Source organism: Micrococcus sp. HMSC067E09 (genome assembly GCF_001812555.1).
Taxonomy (GTDB): Bacteria; Actinomycetota; Actinomycetes; order Actinomycetales; family Micrococcaceae; genus Micrococcus; species Micrococcus lylae.
This window is the reverse complement of sequence record NZ_KV809449.1, coordinates 47,500-72,591: the sequence shown is the minus strand read 5'-3', so window position 1 is coordinate 72,591 and position 25,092 is coordinate 47,500. Positions and strand designations below refer to the sequence as shown.

Here is a 25,092-nt window from a genome sequence, read left to right as displayed (position 1 = left end):
ATGGCTTTGACTTGCGCGGGCGAGGGCTCCGACACCGAGTCGTCGGCTGGGGGGTATTGCGCAGGTCACAGTGTTCGCCTTGAATGGCGGCTACATGTCAGGCCGTCGAGGAGCACCCCGCCCCGACGCCCGAGCACCGACCACTGATCCGAGGGAGCCGCTCTTGCCCACGCTGCGCACCACCGACCTCTCCGCAGACCTCCGCGCCGACCACCTCGCCCGCCTGAAGGGCGCCGGTCCGGACGCGCCGCTGGACGTGCTGATCGTCGGCGGCGGGTCCTCCGGAGTCGGCGCGGCGTTCGACGCCGCCACCCGCGGCCTGGACGTGGGCATCGTGGAGGCCCGCGACTGGGCGTCCGGCACCTCCTCGCGCTCCTCCCGCCTCATGCACGGCGGCCTGCGCTACCTCGAGATGCTGGACGTGAAGCTCGTCTACGAGGCGCTGCGCGAGCGGGACCTGCTGCTGACCAAGACGGCCCCGCACCTGGTGCGGCCGCTGCGCTTCGTCTTCCCGTTCTTCCACAAGGTGATCGACCGCGGCTTCATCGGCGCCGGCGTCACGATGTACGACGCGATGCAATCCCTGGGCCGCAAGCGCGCGGTGGCCGGCCACCGCCACCTCACCCGCCGCTCCATGGCGGCCACCATCCCCGCGCTGGACGATCAGAAGATCGTCGGTGCCGTCGAGTACGCCGATGCGCAGTTCGACGACGCCCGCCTGGCGATGATGCTCGTCCGCTCGGCCGTGGACCACGGGGCGCTCGCCGCGAACTACACGAAGGTCGTCTCCTACCTCCGGGACGGGGACGGCCGCGTCTGCGGCGCCCGCCTGCGCGAGGAGATCACGGGCGAGGAGTTCGACGTCCACGCCCGCGCCACGGTCCTGGCCGGTGGTGTCTGGACCCAGGAGCAGCAGGATCTGGCCGAGGCCGAGGAGGGACTGGAGGTGCTCGCCTCCAAGGGTGTCCACATCATCGTGCCCAAGGACCGGATCGAGGCCGACCCGCACACCGGCGTCATCACCAAGACGGAGAAGTCCGTGCTCTTCCTGATCCCGTGGGACGAATACTGGGTCATCGGCACCACGGACACCCCGTGGAAGGAGGACGTGCGGCATCCGGCTGCCACTGCGGACGACATCGACTACGTGATCGAGCACGCCAACGAGATCCTCAAGGAGCACCTGACCCGGGAAGACGTGATCGCCACCTACGCCGGGCTGCGGCCGCTGCTGCAGCCGGTGAAGACGGCCGACGACGGCGGCTCCACCAAGATCTCCCGCGAGCACACCGTCACCGAGGTGGCTCCCGGGCTCACCGCGGTGGCCGGCGGCAAGTGGACCACCTACCGCGCCATGGCCGAGGACGTCATGGACTTCGTCACCCGCGAGACCCATCCGACGCGCCCCAGCCTCACCGAGCACATTCCGGTGCTGGGCGGCCTCGGCTACGCCGAGATCGCCGAGCAGGCGGAGCAGATCGCCGAGGACTACGGCTTCGACGAGGTGCGCACGGACCGCCTGCTGTCCCGCTATGGCACCGTCCTGCGGGACGTGCTCGCACTGATCGACGCGGACCCCGATCTGGGCCGGCCGCTCGAGGCGGCGCCGCGCTATCTGCGTGCCGAGATCGTCTACGCGGCCCGCGCGGAGGGCGTGGTCCGACTGGACGACGTGCTCGAGCGCCGCACGCGCCTGTCCACCGAGGTCCCGGACCGCGGCGTGGCCGCCGCCGATGAGGTCGCCGCGATCGTGGCAGCCGAACTCGGCTGGGACGAGGCCCGCCGGGCCGCCGAGGTGGAGCGCTACCGGGGACTCATGGACGCCCGCCGGCGCGGCGAGCAGACGGACTCGGACGCGGCGGCCGCCCAGGCGCTCGCGGCTGCGGACGCGGACCCCACCGACTGACCTCGGCCCGCTCCCTCAAGTGGGGAGGCGGGGCCAGTGGTGCCGCGGCGGACCGCCGCGTCGCCGCAACACTCCCGAACCGACACAAGGACTGAACATATGGGAACGATCTTCCTCCACGAGATCGCGGGCACGGCCATGCTGCTGCTGCTCGGCGTCGGCGTCGTGGCCAATGTGACGCTGACGAAGACGAAGGGTCACGGCGCCGGCTGGCTGCTGATCAACTTCGGCTGGGGCCTCGGTGTCTTCGCCGGTGTCTACGTCGCCTTCTCCACCGGCGCCCACCTGAACCCGGCCGTCACCGTCGGCCTGCTCGCCAGCGGTGCCGCGGAGTACGCCCCCGGCATCGCCGTGACCTTCGGGCACACCGTGGCCTACCTGGTGGCCCAGATGATCGGCGGCTTCCTCGGAGCCGCCCTGGCCTGGCTGGCCTACCGCGACCACTACGCGCAGGAGGAGGACCCGGCCACGATCCTCGGCACCTTCGCCACCGGCCCGGAGATCCGCAACCCCGTGTGGAACATGATCACGGAGGTGATCGCCACCTTCGTGCTGGTGTTCGTGATCCTCATGTTCGGCAACACCCCCTCCGGCCTCGGCCCCCTCGCGGTGGCGCTGCTGGTGCTGAGCATCGGCGCCTCCCTCGGCGGCCCCACCGGCTACGCCATCAACCCGGCCCGTGACCTCGGCCCGCGCATGTTCCATGCCGTCGCACCCATCCCGAACAAGGGCGGCTCGGACTGGGGCTACGCCTGGGTGCCGATCGTCGGCCCCCTCGTCGGCGCCGTTCTGGCCGGCCTGGCCTCCATGGCCTTCGCCGCCTGAGGGCCCCGCACGCCTGAAACCGACCCCGAGCTTCGAAGGAGAAGCCCATGTCCGCTGACAAGACCGACAAGTACGTCCTGGCGATCGACCAGGGGACCACCTCGTCCCGGGCGATCGTGTTCGACCACGACGGCACCATCGTGTCCCTGGGGCAGATGGAGCACAGGCAGATCTTCCCCAGGGCGGGCTGGGTCGAGCATGACCCCATGGAGATCTGGAAGAACACCCGCGAGGTGATCGGCCAGGCCCTGTCCCGCGCGGACATCACCCGCGACGACCTCGCAGCCGTCGGCATCACCAACCAGCGCGAGACCGCGGTGGTGTGGAACAGGAAGACCGGCAAGCCCGTCTACAACGCGATCGTCTGGCAGGACACCCGCACCCAGAAGATCTGCGACCGCCTTGCCGGAGACGACGGCGACGACAAGTACAAGGAGCGGGTCGGCCTGCCTCTGGCCACCTACTTCTCCGGGCCCAAGGTCACCTGGATCCTGGAGAACGTGGACGGTGCGAAGGAGGCCGCGGAGAACGGCGACCTGCTCTTCGGCACCACGGACTCCTGGGTCGTCTGGAACCTCACCGGCGGCAGGAACGGCGGTGAGCACGTCACGGACGTCACCAACGCCTCCCGCACCCTGCTGATGAACATCGACACCCTCGACTGGAACGAGGACATCGCCGCGGACATGGGTATCCCGATGTCCATGCTCCCGAAGATCGTCAGCTCCTCGTCGGACCAGATCGGCACGGGAGGCCCGCACACGCTGATCAAGGGAGTGCCGATCTCCGGCATCCTCGGCGACCAGCAGGCGGCGACCTTCGGTCAGGCCTGCTTCGAGGAGGGCCAGGCGAAGAACACCTACGGCACCGGCAACTTCATGCTGATCAACACGGGCGAGGAGCTCGTGCACTCGGAGAACGGCCTGCTGACCACGGTCTGCTACCGGATCGGGGACCAGAAGCCGGTCTATGCCCTCGAGGGCTCGATCGCGGTCACCGGCTCGCTCGTCCAGTGGCTGCGGGACAACCTCGGCCTCATCAAGGACGGCCCCGAGATCGAGAGGCTCGCCGAGGAGGTCGAGGACAACGGCGGCGTCTACCTGGTCCCCGCCTTCTCCGGCCTGTTCGCCCCGTACTGGGACTCCTCGGCCCGCGGTGCGATGGTCGGCATGACCCGCTACGTGAACAAGGGTCACATCGCCCGCGCCGTGCTCGAGGCCACCGCCTTCCAGACCCGCGAGGTCATGGACGCCATGAACGCGGACTCCGGGGTGGACCTCACCGAGCTCAAGGTGGACGGCGGCATGGTCAAGAACGAGCTGCTGATGCAGTTCCAGGCGGACCTGCTGCGCGTGCCCGTCGTCCGGCCGAAGGTCATCGAGACCACCGCCCTCGGCGCCGCCTACGCCGCCGGCCTGGCCGTCGGATTCTGGGAGTCCCAGGAGGAGCTCGCAGAGAACTGGTCCGAGGACACGCGCTGGGAGCCGCAGATGGACGAGGAGGAGGCCGAGCGGCGCCTGCGCCTCTGGAAGAAGGCCGTCGACCGCACCCGCGGCTGGATCGACGAGGACGTGGACGCTCTCCAGGAGAGCTGACCGACCGGCGCACGGGGCAGGGCCGCCGCCGCGACCCGACCCCGTCCGGAAGGGGCGACGACGGCATGCCCGGTGCGTGCCGTCGTCGCCCCTTCCGCTCTCCGCCTGTGCGGAGGCCCCGCCCCGGGGCGCGGCGGGCGGCTTCGTATGATGGAGACGATGACCCCCACGAACGCCGCCCCGCCCAGCCCTGCCCACCGTTCCTCCTTCGAGATCGAGACGCTCACGGCCCAGGACGCCTCGCGCACCACCGTGGAGCACGTCGCCGGCGTGCTCGCCGAGGCCTTCGCCACGGACCCCTTCACCACGGGGCTGCTGCCCGGCGACTCGGACGGCCATGCGGCCCGCCTGTCCGTGAAGTTCGTCCGGATGATCAGGTCCATGCTCGCCGAAGGCTCTGACGGCCTGCCGTGCGGCGCCGTGGACGTGGCCGTGGATCCGGCCGACGGCTCCGTCCTGGGCGTCGCCCTCTGGGAACGCCCCGGACACTCGGACCCCACCTGGCGCGACCAGCTCAGCCGCGTGCCCACCTACGTGCGCACCCACGGCGCCAAAGCCTGGGACGCGCTGCGCACCACCGCCGCCTGCGACCGCGCCCGCCCGTCCGAGGACCACTGGTACCTGACCGAGCTCGGCACCACCCCGGCCGCCCGGGGCCGCGGGGTCGGTTCCGGGCTGGTCAAGCACCGCCTCGCCCACGCGCGGCGGCAGGGGGTGGGCGTGTACCTCGAGTCCTCCACCCGGGACAACGTGCCCTTCTACGAGAAGCTCGGGTTCGAGGAGGTCGAGACGATCGGGACCAAGGGCACGAACGACCTGACCGCCATGTGGCAGAAGGACTGAGGCGCATGCAGCATCCCGTCCCCGACTACCTGCGTGGGGTCCTGGAGTCCATCCGCCACCTGGAGCACGGAGAGGTCGCGCAGTACATCCCGGAGCTCGCGCAGGCGGACCCCCGTCCCCTGGGTGCGGCCGTGGCCACCGTCACCGGCCGGCTCCACTCCGCCGGTGACGACCGGACCGAGTTCACCATCCAGTCCATCGCGAAGCCGTTCGCCTACGCCGCCGCCCTCGCGGACCGGGGTGTGGAGACCGTGGACCGCTTCGTGGGCCTCAACCCCTCCGGCGAGGCCTTCAACGAGCTGTCCCTGGAGGCGGAGTCCAAGCGGCCGGACAATGCGATGATCAACGCCGGCGCGCTGGCCACCCACCAGCTGCTCGTGGGACCGTACGCCGGGCGTCAGGAGCGCATCGACCGTGTCGTCTCGCTGATGTCCACGCTGGCCGGCCGGCAGCTGAGCATCGACCACGCGACCTTCGAGTCGGAGATGAACTGCGCGGACCGCAACCTGGCGCTGGCCCACATGCTCCGCAGCCACGGCATCCTGCACGACCGCGCCGAGGACATCGTGGCCGGCTATGTGGCGCAGTGCTCCGTGAGGGTCACCGTGCGGGACCTGGCCGTGATGGGTGCCTGCCTCGCCGCCGGCGGTGTGCACCCCCTCACCGGTGAGCGCGTCCTGGGCTCCCTCGTCACGCGTCAGGTGCTCTCCGTGATGTCCGCCTCCGGCATGTACGACGCCGCGGGCGAGTGGCTGACGGACGTGGGCATCCCGGCCAAGTCCGGCGTGGCCGGCGGGGTCATGGGAGCCCTGCCCGGGCAGGTCGGCATCGGCGTGTACTCGCCCCGCCTGGACGAGCACGGCAACTCGGTGCGCGGCATGGAGTTCTTCCGCCGCCTCTCCGAGGACCTGAACCTGCACCTGATGGAGGCCGACCCGCTGGGCGCCACCGTGGTGCGTTTCGTCCGCCGTGAGGACGACGCCGTCCGCCTCCACCTGCAGGGCGTGATCCGCTTCGGCGGTGCCGAGGCCGTGCAGGCGGCGCTCGTGGAGATCAGCCAGGAGCGCCCGGAGCGTGTGGTGGTCAGCTTCGAACGCGTGGACCGTGTGACGGACGTCGGCCGCCGCATGGTGCAGGAGGGCATCCGTCGCCTGCGCGAGGACGGCCTCACCGTGGATGTGGAGGATCCGGACCAGCTCTTCTGAGACCACCCTCACGACCCTCTGTGTTCTCGCACGCGAGGGGTGTTGTTCACCTGCCGTTCATGTCAGGATGGGGGGCCATCGCTGTCCCCGACCCTGCGAGAACCACCATGCAGCTCACCCTGAACCACGCCGTGCCACGCCGCCGTGCCTCGGCCGGGCCCCTGACGCGCTGGTTCGCGCAGCCCACTGTGGCCTCAGGCGTGCGCTGGGCGCGGCCGCCGAAGAGGACGTCCACGGTGAGCCTGCGCGCCCTGCTGCGCGGCCGCCGCAGGGACCCTGCCCCGACCCGTCTGGCGCGCACGGCCTGGCTCGGTGCCGGGCTGCTGCCGCTGGCCGGCTGCGCCAGCTCCTTCGTGATCGGCGCGTCCAAGGGCACCCCGGTGTTCGAGGGGACCTCCTACCGGGGCGGCTTCGAGGCCGGCTGGGGCAACGTCCTCAACCAGCCCGCCTATTTCACGTGGTGCTCGAACGCGGTGGTCGCGGTGACCTCCCTGGTCCTGGCCGCAGCCCGGCGCGCTCCCCGCTCGGACGCCTTCTGGGCCGTCCGCGCCGCCGGACTCGGCTCGGTGATGGTCACGGGGCTGGTCTACAACACGGTGCTGCGCGGCCACGGGCAGGACACCCTGCTCTACCGTGCCAACGACGCCGTCCAGCACGTGGTGAACCCGCTGCTCGCCCCGGTCGTGTGGGCGGCCTTCGACCCCCGTGGCCAGCTCAACCGCCGACGCCGGCTCCTCGCCGCCGCCCTGCCTCTCACCTGGACCGGGGTCACCATGGCCCGTGGCCCGCGCGTGGACTGGTATCCGTATCCGTTCCTGGACGTGAAGCGCTACGGCCTCACGGCCGTCTCCGGCGTGCTCGCCGGCATCCTGACCCTGTTCTCCGGGCTTCTCATGGGCCTCACCGAGGCGGACAGGCTCCTCTCCGCGCACCGCGGGGACCGCTGAACGCCGGCCACGGCCGGGGCGTGCGCACGGGGGTCCGGGCGGAGGTCCGGCCCCTGGCGTGCATGCCGCCGCGGCCGGACCCCCGCCCCGTCAACGTCAGGCCGGGAAGACGTCCTCGATCGGGGTGTCGCCGTCCACGTACTCGACCTGGCGGCCGATGCTCTCGCCCGAGGCGAGGGCCGCCACGATCGTGCGGGCCACATTGCCGCGGGAGGTGGCGGAGGAGTCCGCCACCTGTTCGCGGGAGGGGTTTGCCGCGATCCGGCCGGTCGGCTCGTCCAGCGTGAGGGCTCCCGGGCCGAGGATGGTCCAGTCCAGGCCGGAGCCGCGCAGGTGCTCGTCCGCCTCGGCCTTCGCCTGGGCGTAGGCGTGGAAGTCGTCGTCCTCCGGGACTCCGTGGTCCAGGGAGGCACCCAGGTAGGAGACCATCACGTAGCGGTCCACGCCTGCGGTGCGCGCGGCGTCCATCGAGCGGATCGCGGCGTCCCGGTCCACAGCCGTCGTGCGGGCGGGGTTCCCGCCGCCGGCGCCGGCCGACCAGACGACGGCGTCCTTCCCGTCGAAGGCGGCGGCCAGCTCGGTCTCGTCCGCCTGCTCCACGTCCAGCACCAGCGGCTCGGCGCCGGTTGCCCGGACCTCGTCCACGTGGTCCGGGTTGCGGATCACGGAGGTGACGGTGTGCCCGGCCTCCACGAGCAGGGGTGCGGCGAGCAGGGCCACCTTGCCGTGGCCGCCGATCAGGATGACATCGGCCATGATGAAGCCTCCTTGAGAAGTCGATTGCAGGTGTCCCGCGTGCAACGGGCCTGCCGGTCCCTTCATTCCCCGCCGGCTCAGCTCTCCGCCTGACCGTGCCTCCAGTACCCCATGAAGGAGACGTGGGTCTTGGGGATCCCGCCCTCGCCCACACACAGACGGCGGAGGCCGCGCACCATGGCGGACTCGCCGGCGAGGAAGACGTAGGTGTCCGGGCGCTCGGCACCGGAGACCGGGTCGACCTCCGCGATCGTCCACTCGCGCTGCCGGCCCTCGGCCGGCGGGGCCTCCGGCATGACGGCGGCCGTCTCGCCGTGCCCGTGGCCGCGCAGTCCCAGCAGCGCCGCCACGCGCCCGTGGGCCCAGGACCCCTGGGGCAGGTCCGTGCCGGAGGGGAGGTCCCCCCGCCCGTCGGCGACGCCGCGATGTCCGAGGTGCAGGCGGACCCGGCCGTGTTCGGCGACGGCGAGCGGGCGGGAACGGTCCCAGGGCTCAGGCACGGCCAGGCGCTCGGCGATCAGATCGGTGTGGCCGGTTCCGGCGGGTAGCTCCAGGACAAGGTCGGCCTCGCCGTCGAAGCCGCCGAAGGGGTCGGCGAGCTCCTCGGCCACGGACAGCAGGGCCGGGACCGCGGTCTCGTCTCCCACGGCCAACACACGGCGTGCGCCGGTATCCCGCCACCCGGTCCACGCAGGTGCCTCCGCGCCGGGCACGAGGACATTGACCTCGTCCCCGGCGGAGACGGAGCGCGCCCAGCGCAGTCCGGGCCCCTGGTGGGGGTCGTCGGGGGCGCCGTGCAGGACCACATCCAGGGTGAGCGAGGGGACAAGGCGTCCGTCCAGGCGCACACGCCCGGCCGAGCGCACCGTGTACGTCCGCATCCAGCCGCGCTCGGCTTCGGGGATCGCCAGGAATCCGCTGCGGAACCCGTGGGACAGGTCCGGGTCCGCGGAGACTCCGCCCGGCGGCGGGACGAGGACCTTCACGTAGGCGTCCCGGCGAGGCCGGGAGCCCCGGTAGAGCTGATGGAGGTCCGGCGCCCCCGGGGGCAGGAGCCCGAGCAGCTCGGCGCTCGCCCGTTCCAGGTCCGTCCCTGCGAGGACGATGCGGCGGAAGCCTCGGCAGGGCTGCTCCACGGACACCACGCGGGTGTGGGCGACGGTCATGCCTTCGGTCATCGGTACTCCTGTGCGGTGGGGGAAGCGGGGGCGGTGCGGGGCGGCAGACGGTCTCCGATGCCTCGAGGCAGCACCACCGGGTGTCCGAGCAGCGGGTCCGGCATCACGTCGGCATCCAGCCCGAAGACGTCGGCGAGGACCTCGGGCACGAGCACCTCGGCGGGGCGCCCGGCGGCCACGACCTGCCCCCGGACCATCGCCACGAGGTGGTCGGCGCAGCGGGCGGCGAGATTCAGCTCGTGCAGGACGGCCACCACCGTGGCCCGTGGCGCGGCGGCCGGTGGGGCTCCGGCGGTCTGTGCGGGGCCGTTGTCGGCGGGTCTGCTGGCGTGGGGTCCGGCACTCTCCGGTGGTGCCGCGGATCGCGGGTCCGGCAGGAGCCGGACCAGGTCCAGCACGTCCACCTGGTGGGCGAGGTCGAGGTAGCTCGTCGGCTCGTCGAGCAGCACCACTGGGGTCTGCTGGGCGAGCACGAGGGCGAGCCAGGCGCGCTGGCGCTGCCCGCCGGAGAGGGAGGTGACCTCACGGTCGGCGAGCTCGGTCAGCGCCGTGCTCTCCAGGGCCGCGGCGATCGCCGCATCGTCTCCGTCCCCGCGGCCCCCGAGAAGGCCGCGATGCGGGTGGCGGCCCCGGGCCACGAGTTGGGCGACCGTCATCCCCTCGGGCGCTACCGGATGCTGGGGGAGGAGGGCCACCGTGCGCGCGTACTCCCGTGCTCCGGCCCCGGACAGGTCCTGGCCCAGGACCTCGATGTGTCCGGCCCGCAGCGGCAGCTGCCGGGTGAGGCCCCGCAGCAGCGTGGACTTGCCGCAGCCGTTGGCCCCGATGATCGCGGTGGTCGCCCCGGCAGGCAGGTCCAGGTCGATCGGACCGACGACGGGCGGCGCGGAAGCCGGGCCGTAGCCGAGTTCCACGCCGCGCAGGCGCAGGCCGACCGTCGGGGTGTCCGGGTCGGTGCGGGCGGTGGTCATGCGCGTCCTCCTCTTTCACGGCCCTGGCGCAGCAGCATCCAGAGCATCAGTGGGGCACCGGCGGCACCGGTGAGCACTCCGGTGGGCAGGCGGGCGCCGTCGAACAGCAGGGCGGTCGTCTCCGCGGCCAGAAGGTCGGCCAGGACCACCATGGCGGCACCGGCCAGCGCAGAGCAGGTCAAGGAGGGACGGCCGCCGGTGAGGAACTGAGCCGCCGGGCCGGCGAGCAGCGCCACGAAGGCAAGCGGCCCCACCGCTGCGGTGGCGGCCGCCGCGAGTCCGGCGCCGACGATCAGGGCGGCTGCGCCCGTCCGCCGAGGCCTCGCCCCCAGGGCTGTGGCCGTGGGCAGGCCCAGATCGACCGGAGCGAGGGCGCGGTGCAGCAGACCGGCGGCAGGCAGGAGCAGAGCCGTCGCCGCCGCCAGCAGCGCGATCCTCCCCCAGGTCACACCGTTCAGGGAGCCGGCCAGCCAGACGGTCGCCGCCTGCAGGTCGTGCTGGGACAGGGATAGCATGGTGCCGGCCACGATCGCCTGCCCGGCCGCGCCGACGGCGATGCCGGCCACGATGAAGCGCTCCCCGCCGATCGACCGTGCAGCCAGGAACACCGCTGCTCCCGCTGCCAGGGCCCCGACGAGGGCGGCCGCCGAGCGGGCGAGGTCGGAGCCCCCGCCCATCTGGGCGGCAGTGGCCGCGAGCCAGGCCACGACGGCCGCGGCCGCCCCGGTGGTGACGCCCAGGATGTCCGGGGAGGCCAGCGGGTTGCGCAGGGTTCGGCGGTAGAGCGCCCCCGAGGCGCCGAGGGCCGCACCGGCGAGCATGGCGGCCACGGCGCGAGGGAGCTTCTCCTCGAGCACGATGAAGCTCGCCCCCGCGATCGTCTGGCCGGACAGGATGCGCACGAAGTCGGCGGGGGTCACCTGATAGGCGCCCCAGAGCACTCGCAGAGCGGCGAGGACGAGCAGCGTCACGCTCAGGCCTGCCACGGCCGAGCCGAGCCGGAGCCGGTCCGCCCGCCGCATGCGGGACACGGCACGGTGGGCCGACACGCCGGTTCCGCATGCCGCGGTCACAGAGGAGCGGGGCATCATGCGGCCACCCCGGTCCGACGGAGCAGGACCAGCAACACCGGCACACCGATCAGCACGGTGGTGACGCCCAGATGCACCTCGCCCGGTGCCACGACGGTGCGGCCGAGCAGATCCGCGACGATCACGAGCACGGCGCCCCAGAGGGCGCTGCCGCAGAGGAGCATCCGCGCGCCCTGCGGACGGAGGCGTCGCAGGGCGTGGGGGACCACGAGACCGACGAACGCCACCGGGCCGGCCAGAGCGACGGCGGCGGCGGTCAGCACCACGACGGCGGCGAGCAGCACGGCGCGCACGTGCCCCGGCCGGGAGCCGAGTCCGTGGGCGAGGTCCTCGCCCAGGGCCAAGGCGTCCAGGCCTGACCCCACCGCGATCGCGGCCAGCACGGCGGCGAGGATCACGGGGGCCAGCAGGAGGGCCTCGGACAGCTCGGCCCTGGCAACGGTGCCGATGCTCCAGAACCGGAGTCGGTCCCGCACCGCGGGGGACAGCACCAGCAGGGCGGTCGTCACCGCGGTGGTCCCGGCGGTGACTGCGGCGCCGGCGAGCACCAACGCGATGGGAGACGGTGCCCCCGGCGTGCCGCCGATGCGCGTCGCCGCGGATGCGCAGGCGTAGACGAGGGCGGCGGCGCCGGCCGTCCCCAGCGCGGCGAGACCCAGCGTCGCCGGGGCGGAGGCGGGGACGCCGAGCGCGAGACCGATCGCCATCGCCAAAGAGGCTCCGCCGGACAGGCCGAGCAGCCCCGGGTCCCCGAGCGGGTTGCGAGTGGCGCCCTGCAGGCAGGCACCGGCCACGGCCAGGGAGGACCCGACCAGCGCTGCGGTGACGGTGCGGGGCACCCGGGAGGCGACGGCGGCGGCGTCGATGCCTCCGGGCAGGGGCTGTCCGGAGAGCATCGCCGTCAGGGTGCGCAGGGCCGTCGTCGGGTCCACGGTGCGGGCGCCGAGCGCCAGCCCGGCGACCGCCGCCACCGCCAGCAGGCCGAGCGGGAGCACCACGGGCAGGACGGCGGCAGCCATCGGCACGGCCGAGCGGTTCCGGTGCTCTGTCGTTGGGGCGACGGAAACAGGGGTCATGGGCGGCGTATCAGCCCTTCGAGGCCGCGGCGGCCTCGGCGAGGGGCGGGACGATCTCCTTCAGTGCATACGGGATGGACAGGGGCGAGATCGCGGACACGGAGAGCACCTGCTGCTCGTCCACCTGGAGGACCAGCCCGCCGGACTCCACCGCCGGGATCTTTCCGAGCAGGGGGTCGGACTCGATGTCCTTCCGCACGTCTTCGGACGCGGCCCAGGAGACGAACACGTCCGACTCCAGCTCGTCGGCCCGCTCAGGGGACCAGGTGAAGAAGAACTCCTGGTCCTTCGGCGAGTTCTTTCGCACCACCTCTGCCTGCTCCATGCCCAGCAGTTCCAGGAACTTCGGGCGGTTGTCCACATCCGTGTAGATGCTGATCTGGTCCGCCGCGGCCGGGTCGATCGTGCCGTACACGAACGTGGCGCCCTTCAACGCCTCATGCTCGGCACCGGCCTCGGCGATCTGTCCCTCCAGGTCGGAGACCAGCTCCCTCGCCTGCTCCGCGCGGCCCAGAGCCCGGCCGATGATCTCCGTGGACTGCTGCCACGAGGTGCCGAACGCCGGGACGTCCTTCGGATAGGCCACAGTCCGGGCGATCTTGGACAGACGGTCGTAGTCCTCCTGCGTGATCCCGGAGTAGACCGCCAGGATCAGGTCCGGCTTCACCGCGGCGATCGCCTGCACGTCCAGGCCGTCCGCCTCGGACCAAGTGGTCGGGCGCTCTGCGCCGTCGATCTTCTCCAGGGCGGCGTCGAACCAGTCGGTGGACTTGTTGCTGTTGCCCCCGAACTCCACGGCGGCCATGCCCACCGGCACCACGCCGAGGGCGACGCAGACGTCCTGGTTGACCCAGGAGACCGTGACAACGCGCTGCGGTGCCGCCGGGATCTCGGTGCTGCCGTAGACATGCTCGATCGTCACGGGGAAGGTCTCGGCGTCTGCACCGGACGAGGACGACGCGGAGGTGGTGGAGGAATCCGAGCCGCCGGCCGGGCCCGTGGCGCAGGAGGCCAGGAGCAGTGCCAGGCTGGATCCGCCCGCGCCCAGGAGGGTGCGGCGGGAGAGCTGGGAGGAAGACGGCACGGAGAGAGCCTTTCTCTGGGGCGGTGCCCCGTCGTCGGGCGACGGCGGGGGTGCGGACACGGCGTCGGCACGCCCGGCCCCCTGGGAGTAGGGCCGTGACGTGCCGACGACGCTCACGGGTCGGCTCTGTGCGGCGGCTGGACGAGAGCCCGCCGACGGAGCCAGCGGCACTCGAGTTCGATTACGGAACATCGATATGCCCTAATGCGGGAGGTTAGCCCACCCTAAGTTCTCCGGACAACCAGGACTCACCGCAGATTCTCCTGGCAGTTGCCTGGGAGGGGCTGCGCGGGCCCGGCTGCGCTCGCCGGGCGCCGGGCACCCGGCGCCGGTCCCGGGGGCACGTATGGCAGGCGTCCGGCGTCCGAACGGATACCGTGGACCTGTGAGTCAGCAGAACACCTCCTCCGCCGGCGGCGATCAGCCGCGCCCCGCCGACCACGGTGCGCGGGTCGCCTCCATGTTCAACGGCATCGCAGGCCGCTACGACCTGATGAACCTGGTCATGACGTGGGGGCAGGAGCCGCGCTTCGTCCGCCGCACGGTGGACCACGCGCACATCCCGGCCGGCGGCCGCGTCCTGGACCTGGCGACGGGCACGGGGGACATCGCCCTCGAGGTGCTGCGCCGAGACCCGGACGCCCGGGTGGTCGGCGTGGACTTCGCCCCCGAGATGATGGAGGTCGGCCGCGCCCGGCCGAACGGGGACAGGGTCGAGTGGGTCGAGGCCGACGCCATGGACCTGCCCTTCGAGGACGAATCCTTCGACTCCATCACCCACGGCTACCTGCTGCGGAACGTCGCCGACATCCCGACCACGCTCGCCGAGCAGTTCCGCGTGCTGCGTCCCGGCGGCTGGATGGCGGCGCTCGAGACCTCTCCGGCACCCGACGACGTCTTCAAGCCCTTCTCCACCTTCTACATCCGGAACGTGGTGCCCCGGGTGGCGAAGATGATCACGAAGACCCCGGAGGCCTACGCCTACCTCTCCGAGTCCAGCCGTGCCTTCAAGTCCCCGGCGCAGATCGCCGCGCTGCTGGAGGACGCAGGCTTCGTGAACGTGGGCCACGAGACCTTCCTCTTCGGCACCCTGGCCGTCCACTGGGCCATGAAGCCGGTCGTCTGATGAGATGCACAGGATCCGACTCGGCGATCTCGGTGATCACGGCGTAGGATCGTCGCGACGTGGACAGATAACGGTTTCATCACAGACAATTCCGTCATAGGGTGACCGCACCGTCGAGTCCCCGTTCCCCTCCGCCGAAGGGCGGCCCTCTGCCCCATACGAAGGAGCCTCCAGTGACCGAGCCTCGGACCGTCGGCACCCCCACCTCTGTGGCCGAGCTGCAGGAGATCCTCCCGAAGCTGTCCCACCCGGACGGCTCGCCGGTGCGCGCCCTGGTGGTGGACGACGAGCCGATGATCGCCGACCTCATGTCCATCGGCCTGTCCCTGTGTGGCTGGGAGGTCGTGGTGGCCCATGACGGCGCGACCGCTCTGGAGAAGAGCAAGGAGAAGCAGCCCGACGTCGCCGTGCTGGACATCATGCTCCCGGACTTCGACGGGTTCGAGGTGCTGGACCGCCTGCGCGCGTTCTGGCCGGACCTGCCGGTCATGTTCCTCACCGCGAAGGACTCCACGGACGACCGCATCTCCGGCCTGGCAGCCGGCGGCGACGACTACGTCACCAAGCCGTTCTCCATGGAGGAGGTCCTCATCCGCCTCCACCGCCTCGTGCAGCGCTCCGGTCTGATGGCCGCAGCCAACGAGGTGATCGTGGTCGGCGACCTGGTGATGAACACCCGCACCCACGAGGTGACCCGTGGCGGCGACCTCATCGACCTGACCGCCACCCAGTACAACCTGCTGCAGTACCTGATGCTCAACGTGCGCACCGTGCTCTCCAAGTCCCAGATCCTCGACCACGTCTGGGGCTATGACTTCGGAGGCCGGGCGAACATCGTGGAGCTCTACATCTCCTACCTGCGCAAGAAGATCGACGTCGGCCGTGACCCGATGATCCACACGGTCCGCGGCGCGGGCTATGTCATCCGACCGGCCTGAACCGGTCCCGGGCACACCGACCGCCCCGGCCCCTGAGCGCAGGCGGGAGGCGGGGCGGCCGCAGTCCCTGGCGGTTCGCATCTCGGCAGGGCTCGTCGCCTTCGTCACCCTGGTGTTCTGCCTCTACGCGGTCTTCACGCTGAGCGTCGCCGAGCAGACCATCCGGGACAGGATCGCAGAGGATCTGGGGGCCACGCTGCACCGCGCCTGGGTGCAGCTGGAGCACCGTGGACCCACTGCCGGGTTCAGCGCGCCGCTGTCCGCCATGGGCGCCGGGACGCCCCTTCCCACCGGTGCCGGCCTCGAGTCCGGCACGCTGGTGACGATCGCCGCGGAGGAAAGGCTGTCCGATCGCTCCGGGCGGAGCGTCGACGGCTACATCCTGGATGCGGTGGGCGGCCAGCGTGCGCTCACCTCGAAGGAGAGGCGTGAGCTGATCGATGGCCTCGCAGACGGCCCGGTGGAGGAGGCCACCGAGGTCGACTTCGAAGGGGCGGCCTACATGGTTCAGGGGAAGCGTCTGTCCCCCGCCGTCGCGGCGGCCTCCGGGGGTCGCTTCCTGGTGGTGGGCGTCCCGATCGACAGCCAGCTCAAGGTCCTCAACGACAGCCGCGTCGGCACCCTCGGCAGCATTGCGGTCGTCATCATCGTGGTGGCCATCGGCTCCTGGGCGTGGGTGCGCCGATCCCTGGGGCCGCTGGCGGACATCTCTGCCAGCGCGAACGCGGTCTCCGCGCTGCCGGTGGGCACACCGGGGGTGCATCTGGCGGACTATCGGGTGCCGGAGTCGGCCAGCCGCCGCGAGGACGAGATGGCCGTGGTGGCCTCTGCGTTCAACCACATGCTCACCTCCATGGACGAATCCCTCGACGAGCGCCAGCACCTCGAGGACAAGCTCCGCCGCTTCGTGGCGGACGCCTCCCACGAGCTGCGCACCCCGCTCGCCTCGATCCGCGGCTATTCGGAGATGATCGGCTTCACCGAGCCGCTGTCCGAGCGGGGCCGTGAGTCGCTGAACCGGGTGCTGGCGCAGTCGGACCGCATGACCCGGCTCGTGGACGACCTCCTCTTCCTGGCCCGCATGGACCGAGAGGAACAGCGCCGCCTCGCCTCCGGAGGGCCCGGCGACACCGAACGCCGCCTCGTCTCCGTGGCCGAGCTCGCGGTGGACGCCGTCGCGGATGCCCGGGCCGCTGCGCCGGACCACGAGTGGGACGTGGAGATCTCGGAGGAGAAGCTCTCCCAGGGCCCCAAGGTCTGCGGTGACCTATACCAGCTCGAGCGCGTGGTGGGCAACCTGCTCTCCAATGCCCGCAAGCACACCCCTGCCGGCACCACGGTCTGGGTGTACGTGGACGTGGTCCCGTTCCCGGAGGCCCCGTCCGGCAGGGGCGTGCGTCTGGTGGTGCAGGACGACGGCCCCGGAGTCCCCGAACAGATCATGCCCGTCCTCTTCGACCGCTTCATCCGCGCCTCGGCCGCCCGCGAGCCGGTGGAGGGCTCCACCGGCCTGGGTCTGGCGATCGTCAGGGCCGTGGTGGAGGCCCACGGCGGCACCATCACGGCGGACTCCGAGCCGGGTCGCACCCGCATGGTGGTGACCCTGCCCGCCGTGGACGACGACGGCACTCTCCGCGGCTGACCCGGCCGTGCCGCAGCCGGCCCCGGCTGCCGACCGCATCGGTCAGCGCATGTCCTGGGCCGCTGCGATGACGGCCTCCGTCAACCGGTCCAGCGAGTCCGGTCCGGAGTTCCAGCGCTGCCAGTGCAGCTCCACGTCCATGTCCCCGAGGTCCGGGATGGTCGTCAGTTCCGGGTGGGTGCCCTCGAGCACGCCGGCCGGCATCTGGGAATCCGGGATCATGCCCCAGCCCAGGCCGCCGGTCACGGCGCGATAGTAGGCGGTGACCGAGGGGATCAGATGGTGTGGGGGAGTGCCGAGGCCGGCGCGGACGAGCACCTGGTGCTGGAGCAGATCGCGCACGCCGTAGTCCACCGCCGGGAGCGTGGTGAGGTCAGGGGTGCCGTCCTCCCTCCGGTGCAGGTCCGCGAGGAATCGGGTGGTCACTGCGTGGTACCGCATGGTGCCCAACGGGACCACCACGCAGCCGGAGACCGGCTCCGGGACCGCCGTGACCACCGCCATCACGGTGCCGGAGCGCAGCAGCCGGGCCGTGTGGGCCTGGTCCTCGGCGTGGATGTTGAGGACCACGTCGTCCCAGGTGGCGGCCCGTTTGAGGACCCCCAGGAACCAGGTGTCCAGAGAGTCTGCGTTCACGGCGATCGGCAGACGGGTGCGGCCCTGCTCGCCCACACCGAGGGTGCTGAGGGCGTCGTCCTCCAGCGCCAGGACCTGACGGGCCAGACGCAGCATGTGCTCGCCGGCCGAGGTGGCCTGCACCGGCACGGTGCGCGTCAGCAGGACCTGGCCGACCTGCTTCTCCAGGGCGCGGATGCGCTGAGAGAGGGCGGAGCCGGAGATGCGGAGGGAGGCGGCGGCGGCGTCGAAGGTGCCTTCGTCGACGGCGGCGGCGAGGGCGCGCAGGTGGTCGGAGTTCACACGAGCACAGCCTACGCCAAGGTCTGAAGGACAGCTTCAGAACCTGAAGGATTCTGCGCTGGAGGCGGTTGCCGAGGCGCTCCTACTCTCTTCCCGTGACCATCTTCGCCACCGGGTTCCTGACCAACCTCGCCCTCGTCGTCGCCGTGGGCGCGCAGACTCTGTTCCTGCTGCGCCAGGTCGTCCGACGAGACCGCGTGCTGCTCTCGCTCGGCATCTGCCTGGCCGGTGACATGATCCTGCTCGCCGCCGGAGTCGCCGGCGTGGGAGTCGTCGCCGACGCTGTGCCGTGGCTCATCCCCGCGATGACCGTGGCCGGCATCGCCTACCTGCTCTGGTTCGCCTTCGCCTCCCTGAGGTCGGCCTGGAAGGGACAGACCACCCTCGCCTCCGCGGCCGCCGAGGCCCAGCAGAACGACCCGGAGCACGCGCCCTCCCTCACCGATGTGGTCACCCTGACGGGCCAGCTGCCGGTCATCGACAGCGAGATGCTCGCCGCCCACCGCTCCGGACACCTCACCGAGGACGGCACCGTCCACCGGGCCCCGCGCTCCGGTGAGCCGGCCGAGCCCGCCCGCCCGTCCGTCGTCGTCAAGCCCTCCGGCAGCGGCTCGGTGGCCGTGCAGGCCACGCCGAAGGTCCGGACGGTCGCCCTCGACACCCCGCAGACCCCGCTGGGCAAGGCGATCATGCTCGCCCTGTCCGTGTCCCTGCTGAACCCGCACGCGATCCTGGACATGGTCGTCATGCTCGGCACCGTCTCCCAGGCCTACGGAGACGGCCGCTGGCTGTTCGCCGGCGGTGCCATCCTCGCCTCCACGCTGTGGATCGTCCTGTTGGGCTGGGGCGGCACCAAGATCGCCCCGTTCATGAACTCGCCGAAGATGTGGCGGATCGTGGACTCCGTGGTGGGCGTGCTGATGATCGGCATCGCGGTGAAGATCACCTTCACCCTGTTCTGATCCCCGCGGGTGTTGAATGGACGGCATGCCCGCCGCTGACGTGAACGACGCCCAGGACCCCGCCGGACCGGACGTGCAGACGATCCGCGTCTCCGCCGTGGTGCTGCGACGCCCGGACGGCCGCACCCTGTCGGTCCGCAAGGGCGGCACGAGGATGTACATGTTCCCCGGCGGCAAGCCCGAGCCCGGAGAGACGCCACGGGAGGCCGCCGTGCGCGAGGTGGCCGAGGAGACCGGCATCCGCCTGCGCCCGGACGAGCTGACCTGCCTGGGCGTCCACGAGGCAGCCGCCGCCAACGAGGCCGGCTTCCGCGTGGTGGGTCACGTCTTCGCCCTCGCCCGTCCGCTGGCCGAGCACGAAGCCCCGGTGAAGGCCGCCGAGATCGCGGACCTGACCTGGCTCGACCCCGCCGCCCCCGAGGCTCCGGACGGCCACGGGCTGGCTCCGCTGCTGCAGTCCGTACTGCGCGGCATCGCCGGCTGAGGCCCGGGTCGGCAGCGGAGGGGCCTGCCGCCGGCTCAGTCGCGGGCGCGGCCCTCGGTGAGGGGCTCGTCGTGCTCCATCGGCTTGTCCGAACGGCGGAAGACCATCGCGAGGACGGCGCCGGAGAGGTTGTGCCAGATGGAGAAGACGGCGGCAGGCAGGGCGGCGGCGGGGGAGAGGTACTGGGCGGCCAGGCCGGCGGCGAGGCCGGAGTTCTGCATGCCGACCTCGATGGACACCGTGCGGGCCGAGGGCCGCGGCAGGCCGCAGAGGTGGGCGCCGGCGTAGCCCAGTGCGTAGCCGAGGCCGTTGTGCAGGACCACCGCGAGCAGCACCAGGAAGCCGGCGGAGAGCACCGTCTCGGCCGAGTTGCCCACCACCGCGGCGGCCACCAGGGAGATGAAGAGGACCGAGATCCACGGCAGCGCCGGCAGGACGATCTCCACTGCGCGGCGCAGCAGCATGCGGACGATCAGTCCGCCGAGCACGGGCAGCAGCACGATGTTCACGATCGACATCGCCATGGCGCCGGCGTCCACGTCCATGTACTGGCCGGCCAGCCACAGGGTGAGCAGCGGGGTCAGCAGGGGCGCCAGGAGCGTGGAGACGGAGGTCATGGTCACCGAGAGTGCGGTGTCCGCGCGGGACAGGTAGGCGACCACGTTCGAGGCGGTGCCGCCCGGGGCCGAGCCCACGAGGATCACGCCCGCCGCCAGTTCCGGCGGCAGCTCCAGGATCAGGGCCACGCCCAGGCCCAGCAGCGGCATGATCGCGTACTGCGCCACCACGCCGAGCAGGATCGGCAGCGGGCGCTTGAAGACCAGGGCGAAGTCCGGCCAGGTCAGGGTCAGGCCCATGCCGAACATGATGATCCCCAGGAACAGGTTGACCTGCGGGATCAGCTGCTTGGCGGCCTCCGGTGCCAGGAAGCCGATCACGGCGGCAGCCAGCACGAGCAGGGGGAAGACGCTGACAGCGAGCCGGGCCGAGCGGTCCTCCGCGGCTCGCGAGCGGGTGGCGGTGGCGGTGCTCATGCAGACCACTGTAGGTCCGGGCCGCGCCTCCGGCCGTGCGCGCGGATCGACGGTTCGTCACCGGATCGCGGAGAATCTCTGCGATCCGGTGACGAACCGTCGATTATCAGCGCCGGGGGATCAGTCCTTCTTCGCGCGCAGCGCCTCGGACCACTTCAGGGCCTTGCCGGTGCGCAGGATGGAGCGCTCGTAGATCTTCGCCGCGAACCAGATCGCCAGGGCGGTGGACGCGATCAGGATGCCGAGGGAGAGCAGGTGCTCCCACATCGCCCCCTGGTCCAGGAACACCCGCAGCGGCGTGGCCACCGGGGCGGAGAACGGCACCAGGGCCATGATCCGCAGGGCATCCGGGTTGTCGTTGAAGAAGATCACCGCGAAGTACGGGAGCATGATCAGCATCATCACCGGCATCGAGGTGGAGCCGATGTCCTCCTGGCGGGAGACCAGGGAGGCGGCCGCCGCGTACAGCGAGGCGATCATCACGAACCCGATCGCGAACAGCAGCACGAACCACAGGATCGGTGCGCCCAGGCCGTCCAGCGGCAGGACCGCCTCGTTGACCTGCATGCCCAGCAGGAGCACGCCGGCGATCAGCGCCACCTGGAACAGGGCCATCGCGGAGTTGCCGATCACCTTGCCGGCCATCATGGCCTTCGCCGGGATGGCGGCGAGCAGGATCTCCACCACGCGGGACTGCTTCTCCTCGATCACCGAGACCGCGATCTGCTGGCCGTAGGTGATGGCGATCATGAAGAACACGATGCCGAAGCCGAAGGCGATCAGATACTGCAGACCCGGATTCGGGGCGTTCGGGTCCAGCAGTTCCACGGACGGGGAGACGGAGAGCGCCTCCACCAGGCCGGTCGGCGCGGAGTCCAGGCCGATCACGGCGATGCCCGCCGGACCGGCCTCGTCCGGGATGACAGCGGCCTCGACGTCGCCGGCGCGCACGGCCTGCTTCGCGGCGTCCGGCGAGTCCACGGTCTGCGGGTCGTAGGCGTCGCCGAGGGCACCCACTGCCTGGGAGGTCTCCGCGGTCACGGCCACCTTGTCGCCGCTACCGTCGCCGCCGAAGAGGTCGCCCAGGCGCGGGGCCAGCAGCACGGCAAGCAGGAGCAGGCCGAGCATGATCGCGGTGGTCACCACGAACGCCTTGGACATCATCTTGGCCTTCATCTCGCGGCCGGCCACCAGGCCGACGGCGGTCCAGAAGGGGGTGCGGCCGGCCTGCGTGCCGGCGCCCGAGGTGCCGGTTCCGCCTGCCGCGGGTCGGTCGTCGTGGGTGAGGATCTGGTTCTGGGTCGAGGCGTTCATCGGGTGACCTCCGTGAAGATCTCGTGCAGGGAGTGGCGGACGGTGCCGAAGCGGGTGACGGTGCCGCGGGCGCTCGCCTCGCGCAGCACCGCGTTGGCGGCCTCCGCGTCGTCGGCCCGGAAGCGGACGTGGCCGCCGTCGAAGCTGGTGACCTCCACGCCGGACTGGGAACGGACCCAGCCGGTGTCCGTGCCGGCGATCAGTTCCCATTCGGTCTCGGCGTGCTGCTCGATGAGCTCCTGGCGGGTGCCGTTGGCCACCACGCGGCCGTCGGCGAGGATGACGAGCTCGTCGCAGAGCCGCTCCACCACGTCCAGCTGGTGGGAGGAGAACAGCACCGGGACGCCGGTGTCCGCGGTCTCGCGCAGCACCTGCAGGGTGGTGTCCACCGCGTGCGGGTCCAGGCCGGAGAACGGCTCGTCCAGCACCAGGGCGTTCGGTTCGTGCACCAGGGCGGCGGCCACCTGGGCGCGCTGCTGGTTGCCGAGGGAGAGCTCCTCGAGCTTGTCCTTGGCGCGGTGGTTCAGGTCCAGGCGCTCGAGCAGGTCTGTGGCGCGGGCCTTGGCTGCCTTCGCGGAGGAGCCGTGCAGGCGGGCCAGGTAGACGAGCTGGTCGATCACCGGCATCTTCGGGTAGAGGCCGCGCTCCTCCGGCATGTAGCCGATGCCGGCGCGGTAGGCCGCCGTGATGGGGGCACCGTCCACGAGGATCTCGCCGGAGTCGTGGGAGAGCACGCCCAGCAGGATGCGCATGGTGGTGGTCTTGCCGGCACCGTTGCCGCCCACGAAGCCTGTCATCAGGCCTGGTTTGATGTCGAAGGACAGGTCGTGGAGGACGTGGGTGCCGCCGTAGGACTTGTTGAGGTCTCTGACGCTGATCATGTCCGCCACGTTATGTGCCGCGGACCACCCGGCGGATCCGCCCGGCGGGGGAGATCTGCGACGTCGGCCTGCAGGGGCGGCCTCCTCCTGCTGGGGGAGGAGGCGGGTCGGGGCAGGGCGTCGCCCCGGCGGCGGGAACGGCCCCGGGTCAGTCGGCGAGGCCGTGCTCGAAGGCCCAGATCACCGCATGCACGCGGTCCCGGGCCTGCAGCTTCATCAGCACGTTGGACACGTGGGTCTTCACGGTGGACTCGCCCACGACCAGCTCCTGCGCGATCTCCCCGTTGGACAGCCCGCGCGCCATCAGCCGCAGGATCTCCGTCTCCCGGGCGGTCAGCCCCGCCGTCCCGACGGCGGCACTCGCCTCCGCCTGCCCCGTACCGGGCTCCTCGGCCGGCGCGGGCATGGAGGCCGGCGCGGGCATGGAGGCCGGCTCGGAGGGGGCGGCCGCCCCGTCCTCGGCAGGGACGACGGCGGGGGTGTCCGCTGTCCCCGCGCCCTGGGCGCCGGTGGCGAGGCGGGCGAGCACGCGGCGGGTGACCTGGGGGTCCAGCAGGGCGTCTCCGCGGCCGAGCACGCGGACGGCCTCGATCAGCTCCTCCGGTCCGGCGGACTTCAGCAGGAAGCCGGAGGCGCCGGCGGTGAGGGTGTCGAAGAGGAAGTCGTCCCGGTCGAAGGTCGTGAGGATGAGGATCGCGGCGCGGGCGTCGGACACCGCAAGGGCCCGGGTGGCCTCGATGCCGTCCATCACCGGCATCTGCACGTCCATGCAGACCACGTCCGGGTCCAGCTCTGCGACCTTCTCGAGGGCCTCGCGGCCGTCGCCGGCCTCGCCGACCACCTCGAGGCCGTCCTCCGAGCCGAGGATCGCCGCGAAGCCGAGGCGGATCAGGGGCTGGTCGTCCACCAGCAGGACGCGGATGCTCATCGGGTCTCCTCAGCGGATGCGGCGGGTGCAGCGGATGCGGCGGATGCGGCGGGTGCAGCGGGTGCAGGGGCGGCGGCCCCGACGGTCGGCACGGTGGCGCGCACCAGCCATCCTCCGGTGGGCTTGGGGCCGGCGTCCACCGTGCCGCCCACGGAGTCCATGCGCTCGCGCATGCCGCGCAGACCCAGGTGGGTGCCGGGGACCAGGGGCCGGCCCCGGGTGCCGCGGCCGTCGTCGGACACCTCCAGCTCCACACGGTCCTCCTCCGTGCGCAGGCGGAGCGTCACGGCCGCCCGGGGGCCGGCGTGCTTGCGGGCGTTGGTCAGGCCCTCCTGGGCCACACGGTAGAGGGCCAGCTCGGCTGCCGGCGGCAGCGCCGGGGCCGGCCCGATCCGTTCGAGGACCACCTGCTGCGTGCCCGTGGAGCGGGCCTTCTCGGCGAGCGTGTCGAGGTCGGACAGACGGGGCACCGAGGCGACGGCGCCGTCGTCGTCCCTGAGGGTGTGGACGAGGGACTGGAGCTCCCGCACCGCCTGGCGGGAGGAGTCCTCCACGCCCTTCAGGTGGCCGGCGGCGGCCTCCGGGTCCTTCGCCTGGAGCATGCGGGCGGCGCCGGCCTGCACGCCCATGGCGGTGACGTGGTGGGCCACCACGTCGTGCAGCTCGCGGGCGATGCGCACCCGCTCCAGGGACACCGCCTGCTCGGCCAGCTGCTCCTGCTGGGCGCGGATCTCCGCGTGGGCCCGCTCCAGCTCCTGCCGTTCCATCGCCTGCTGCCAGGCGCGGTCGCCGAACATCCACGCACCGGAGAAGTACGCGGCATTGATCGTCCACTGGATCAGCAGGAACGCGAAGTACGCGTTGACGCCGCGCTCGCCGGCCGTGCCCGAGGAGAAGCCGAGCACGGAGGCGATCAGCAGCCAGGACGCCATCGCCGCCACGATCGCCAGGCGGACCCAGAAGGCGCGGCGCCGGTCCGGGCACCAGGCGCCCACCGTGTAGAAGCTCATGAACAGCAGCACCTGGGAGGCGTACATCTCCACGCCCACCGACGAGGCCAGGGCGATGTAGGCGGCCGCGTAGAGCACGGCCACCGTCATGGGGGCGCGGCGGCGGAACCCCAGCAGCAGCGCGGCGGCGGCGCCGGTGGCAGCCACCACATGGACGGAGGACCGGTACACGGCGTCCATGCCGGCCCACTGGCCCAGGTAGGCCATCTCCACCGAGACGATCGCCAGGACCGCCGCGATGATCATGTCCTTGCGCAGCCAGCGCTCCGGCAGGGTGCGGGTCGGGCGGTCGGGTGCCGGCGCGGCCGCCGGGGACGTGCTGTCCGCGGCGGAGGCGTCGTCCGGTCGCGGGGAGGCTGCGGTGGGGACGGACATGAC

The 25,092-nt window shown here is 71.9% G+C and carries 23 protein-coding genes; 11 read left to right on the top strand and 12 right to left on the bottom strand.

Annotated elements, in window-relative coordinates; genetic code table 11:
* Window positions 1-163 precede the first annotated feature (163 nt).
* The 6 genes from HMPREF2863_RS08565 to HMPREF2863_RS08540 all read left to right on the top strand — a co-directional run bounded on the left by HMPREF2863_RS08565 (window position 164) and on the right by HMPREF2863_RS08540 (window position 7,321).
* Entirely contained in the window at window positions 164-1,906 is a 1,743-nt protein-coding gene (locus tag HMPREF2863_RS08565) for a glycerol-3-phosphate dehydrogenase/oxidase (RefSeq protein ID WP_070639463.1), read from the top strand.
* Between the two features lie 99 nt (window positions 1,907-2,005).
* Window positions 2,006-2,731 carry an MIP/aquaporin family protein gene (locus HMPREF2863_RS08560; RefSeq protein WP_070639461.1) on the top strand — a complete coding sequence of 242 codons (726 nt, stop codon included), beginning with the start codon at window positions 2,006-2,008 and terminating at the stop codon, window positions 2,729-2,731.
* A 47-nt stretch (window positions 2,732-2,778) separates the two neighbouring features.
* Window positions 2,779-4,326, top strand: coding sequence for a glycerol kinase GlpK (gene glpK / locus HMPREF2863_RS08555; protein ID WP_070639459.1), 1,548 nt, complete (start codon window positions 2,779-2,781; stop codon window positions 4,324-4,326).
* Between the two features lie 159 nt (window positions 4,327-4,485).
* Window positions 4,486-5,169 (top strand): GNAT family N-acetyltransferase, encoded by a 684-nt coding sequence (locus tag HMPREF2863_RS08550; protein WP_070639456.1) that lies wholly within the window; start codon window positions 4,486-4,488, stop codon window positions 5,167-5,169.
* Between the two features lie 5 nt (window positions 5,170-5,174).
* Window positions 5,175-6,374 (top strand): glutaminase, encoded by a 1,200-nt coding sequence (locus HMPREF2863_RS08545; protein ID WP_067189994.1) that lies wholly within the window; start codon window positions 5,175-5,177, stop codon window positions 6,372-6,374.
* Between the two features lie 107 nt (window positions 6,375-6,481).
* Window positions 6,482-7,321, top strand: a complete 840-nt coding sequence (locus tag HMPREF2863_RS08540; RefSeq protein ID WP_067189995.1) for a Pr6Pr family membrane protein — start codon at window positions 6,482-6,484, stop codon at window positions 7,319-7,321.
* A gap of 96 nt (window positions 7,322-7,417) precedes the next feature.
* On the opposite strand, the gene HMPREF2863_RS08535 is transcribed toward HMPREF2863_RS08540, so the two are convergent.
* The 6 genes from HMPREF2863_RS08535 to HMPREF2863_RS08510 all read right to left on the bottom strand — a co-directional run bounded on the left by HMPREF2863_RS08535 (window position 7,418) and on the right by HMPREF2863_RS08510 (window position 13,477).
* Window positions 7,418-8,077 carry an SDR family oxidoreductase gene (locus HMPREF2863_RS08535; RefSeq protein WP_067189997.1) on the bottom strand — a complete coding sequence of 220 codons (660 nt, stop codon included), beginning with the start codon at window positions 8,075-8,077 and terminating at the stop codon, window positions 7,418-7,420.
* 77 nt (window positions 8,078-8,154) lie between these two features.
* Complete coding sequence (locus HMPREF2863_RS08530; RefSeq protein WP_067189999.1) at window positions 8,155-9,255, bottom strand: siderophore-interacting protein; 1,101 nt, start codon at window positions 9,253-9,255, stop codon at window positions 8,155-8,157.
* A complete protein-coding gene (locus HMPREF2863_RS08525) occupies window positions 9,252-10,226 on the bottom strand; it encodes an ABC transporter ATP-binding protein (protein WP_070639454.1) in 975 nt (324 codons plus the stop codon). Before HMPREF2863_RS08525 ends, HMPREF2863_RS08530 begins: the two co-directional genes overlap by 4 nt.
* On the bottom strand, window positions 10,223-11,197 hold the full coding sequence (locus tag HMPREF2863_RS08520) for an iron chelate uptake ABC transporter family permease subunit (RefSeq protein ID WP_246828861.1): 975 nt from the start codon (window positions 11,195-11,197) through the stop codon (window positions 10,223-10,225). Before HMPREF2863_RS08520 ends, HMPREF2863_RS08525 begins: the two co-directional genes overlap by 4 nt.
* 116 nt (window positions 11,198-11,313) lie before the next feature.
* Entirely contained in the window at window positions 11,314-12,336 is a 1,023-nt protein-coding gene (locus HMPREF2863_RS08515) for a FecCD family ABC transporter permease (RefSeq protein WP_087134434.1), read from the bottom strand.
* A 67-nt stretch (window positions 12,337-12,403) separates the two neighbouring features.
* Window positions 12,404-13,477 carry an iron-siderophore ABC transporter substrate-binding protein gene (locus HMPREF2863_RS08510; RefSeq protein ID WP_067190007.1) on the bottom strand — a complete coding sequence of 358 codons (1,074 nt, stop codon included), beginning with the start codon at window positions 13,475-13,477 and terminating at the stop codon, window positions 12,404-12,406.
* Window positions 13,478-13,862: 385 nt separating this feature from the next.
* Between HMPREF2863_RS08510 and HMPREF2863_RS08505 the strand changes: the two genes are divergently transcribed.
* From HMPREF2863_RS08505 to HMPREF2863_RS08495, 3 genes are all read left to right on the top strand, one after another.
* Window positions 13,863-14,603: a ubiquinone/menaquinone biosynthesis methyltransferase gene (locus HMPREF2863_RS08505; protein ID WP_070639452.1), complete on the top strand. Its 741-nt coding sequence runs from the start codon at window positions 13,863-13,865 to the stop codon at window positions 14,601-14,603.
* A 173-nt stretch (window positions 14,604-14,776) separates the two neighbouring features.
* Window positions 14,777-15,541 (top strand): response regulator transcription factor, encoded by a 765-nt coding sequence (locus HMPREF2863_RS08500; protein ID WP_067190011.1) that lies wholly within the window; start codon window positions 14,777-14,779, stop codon window positions 15,539-15,541.
* On the top strand, window positions 15,522-17,183 hold the full coding sequence (locus HMPREF2863_RS08495; RefSeq protein WP_070639450.1) for a sensor histidine kinase: 1,662 nt from the start codon (window positions 15,522-15,524) through the stop codon (window positions 17,181-17,183). Before HMPREF2863_RS08500 ends, HMPREF2863_RS08495 begins: the two co-directional genes overlap by 20 nt.
* A 42-nt stretch (window positions 17,184-17,225) precedes the next feature.
* On the opposite strand, the gene HMPREF2863_RS08490 is transcribed toward HMPREF2863_RS08495, so the two are convergent.
* Complete coding sequence (locus HMPREF2863_RS08490) at window positions 17,226-18,101, bottom strand: ArgP/LysG family DNA-binding transcriptional regulator (protein ID WP_067190015.1); 876 nt, start codon at window positions 18,099-18,101, stop codon at window positions 17,226-17,228.
* A 95-nt stretch (window positions 18,102-18,196) separates the two neighbouring features.
* On the opposite strand from HMPREF2863_RS08490, the gene HMPREF2863_RS08485 reads away from it, so the two are divergent.
* Both HMPREF2863_RS08485 and HMPREF2863_RS08480 read left to right on the top strand, forming a co-directional pair.
* Entirely contained in the window at window positions 18,197-19,063 is an 867-nt protein-coding gene (locus HMPREF2863_RS08485; RefSeq protein ID WP_083315334.1) for a LysE/ArgO family amino acid transporter, read from the top strand.
* A gap of 25 nt (window positions 19,064-19,088) precedes the next feature.
* Window positions 19,089-19,547, top strand: coding sequence for an NUDIX hydrolase (locus HMPREF2863_RS08480; RefSeq protein WP_070639446.1), 459 nt, complete (start codon window positions 19,089-19,091; stop codon window positions 19,545-19,547).
* 35 nt (window positions 19,548-19,582) lie between these two features.
* On the opposite strand, the gene HMPREF2863_RS08475 is transcribed toward HMPREF2863_RS08480, so the two are convergent.
* The 5 genes from HMPREF2863_RS08475 to HMPREF2863_RS08455 form a co-directional block, all read right to left on the bottom strand.
* Entirely contained in the window at window positions 19,583-20,581 is a 999-nt protein-coding gene (locus tag HMPREF2863_RS08475; RefSeq protein WP_070639444.1) for a bile acid:sodium symporter family protein, read from the bottom strand.
* 120 nt (window positions 20,582-20,701) lie between these two features.
* On the bottom strand, window positions 20,702-21,895 hold the full coding sequence (locus tag HMPREF2863_RS08470; protein ID WP_083315333.1) for an ABC transporter permease: 1,194 nt from the start codon (window positions 21,893-21,895) through the stop codon (window positions 20,702-20,704).
* On the bottom strand, window positions 21,892-22,776 hold the full coding sequence (locus HMPREF2863_RS08465; protein ID WP_070639442.1) for an ABC transporter ATP-binding protein: 885 nt from the start codon (window positions 22,774-22,776) through the stop codon (window positions 21,892-21,894). The genes HMPREF2863_RS08470 and HMPREF2863_RS08465 overlap by 4 nt, the downstream gene beginning before the upstream one ends.
* A gap of 148 nt (window positions 22,777-22,924) precedes the next feature.
* Entirely contained in the window at window positions 22,925-23,704 is a 780-nt protein-coding gene (locus HMPREF2863_RS08460) for a response regulator (protein WP_070639440.1), read from the bottom strand.
* Window positions 23,701-25,089, bottom strand: a complete 1,389-nt coding sequence (locus HMPREF2863_RS08455; protein ID WP_083315332.1) for a sensor histidine kinase — start codon at window positions 25,087-25,089, stop codon at window positions 23,701-23,703. The genes HMPREF2863_RS08460 and HMPREF2863_RS08455 overlap by 4 nt, the downstream gene beginning before the upstream one ends.
* Between the last annotated feature and the right edge of the window lie 3 nt (window positions 25,090-25,092).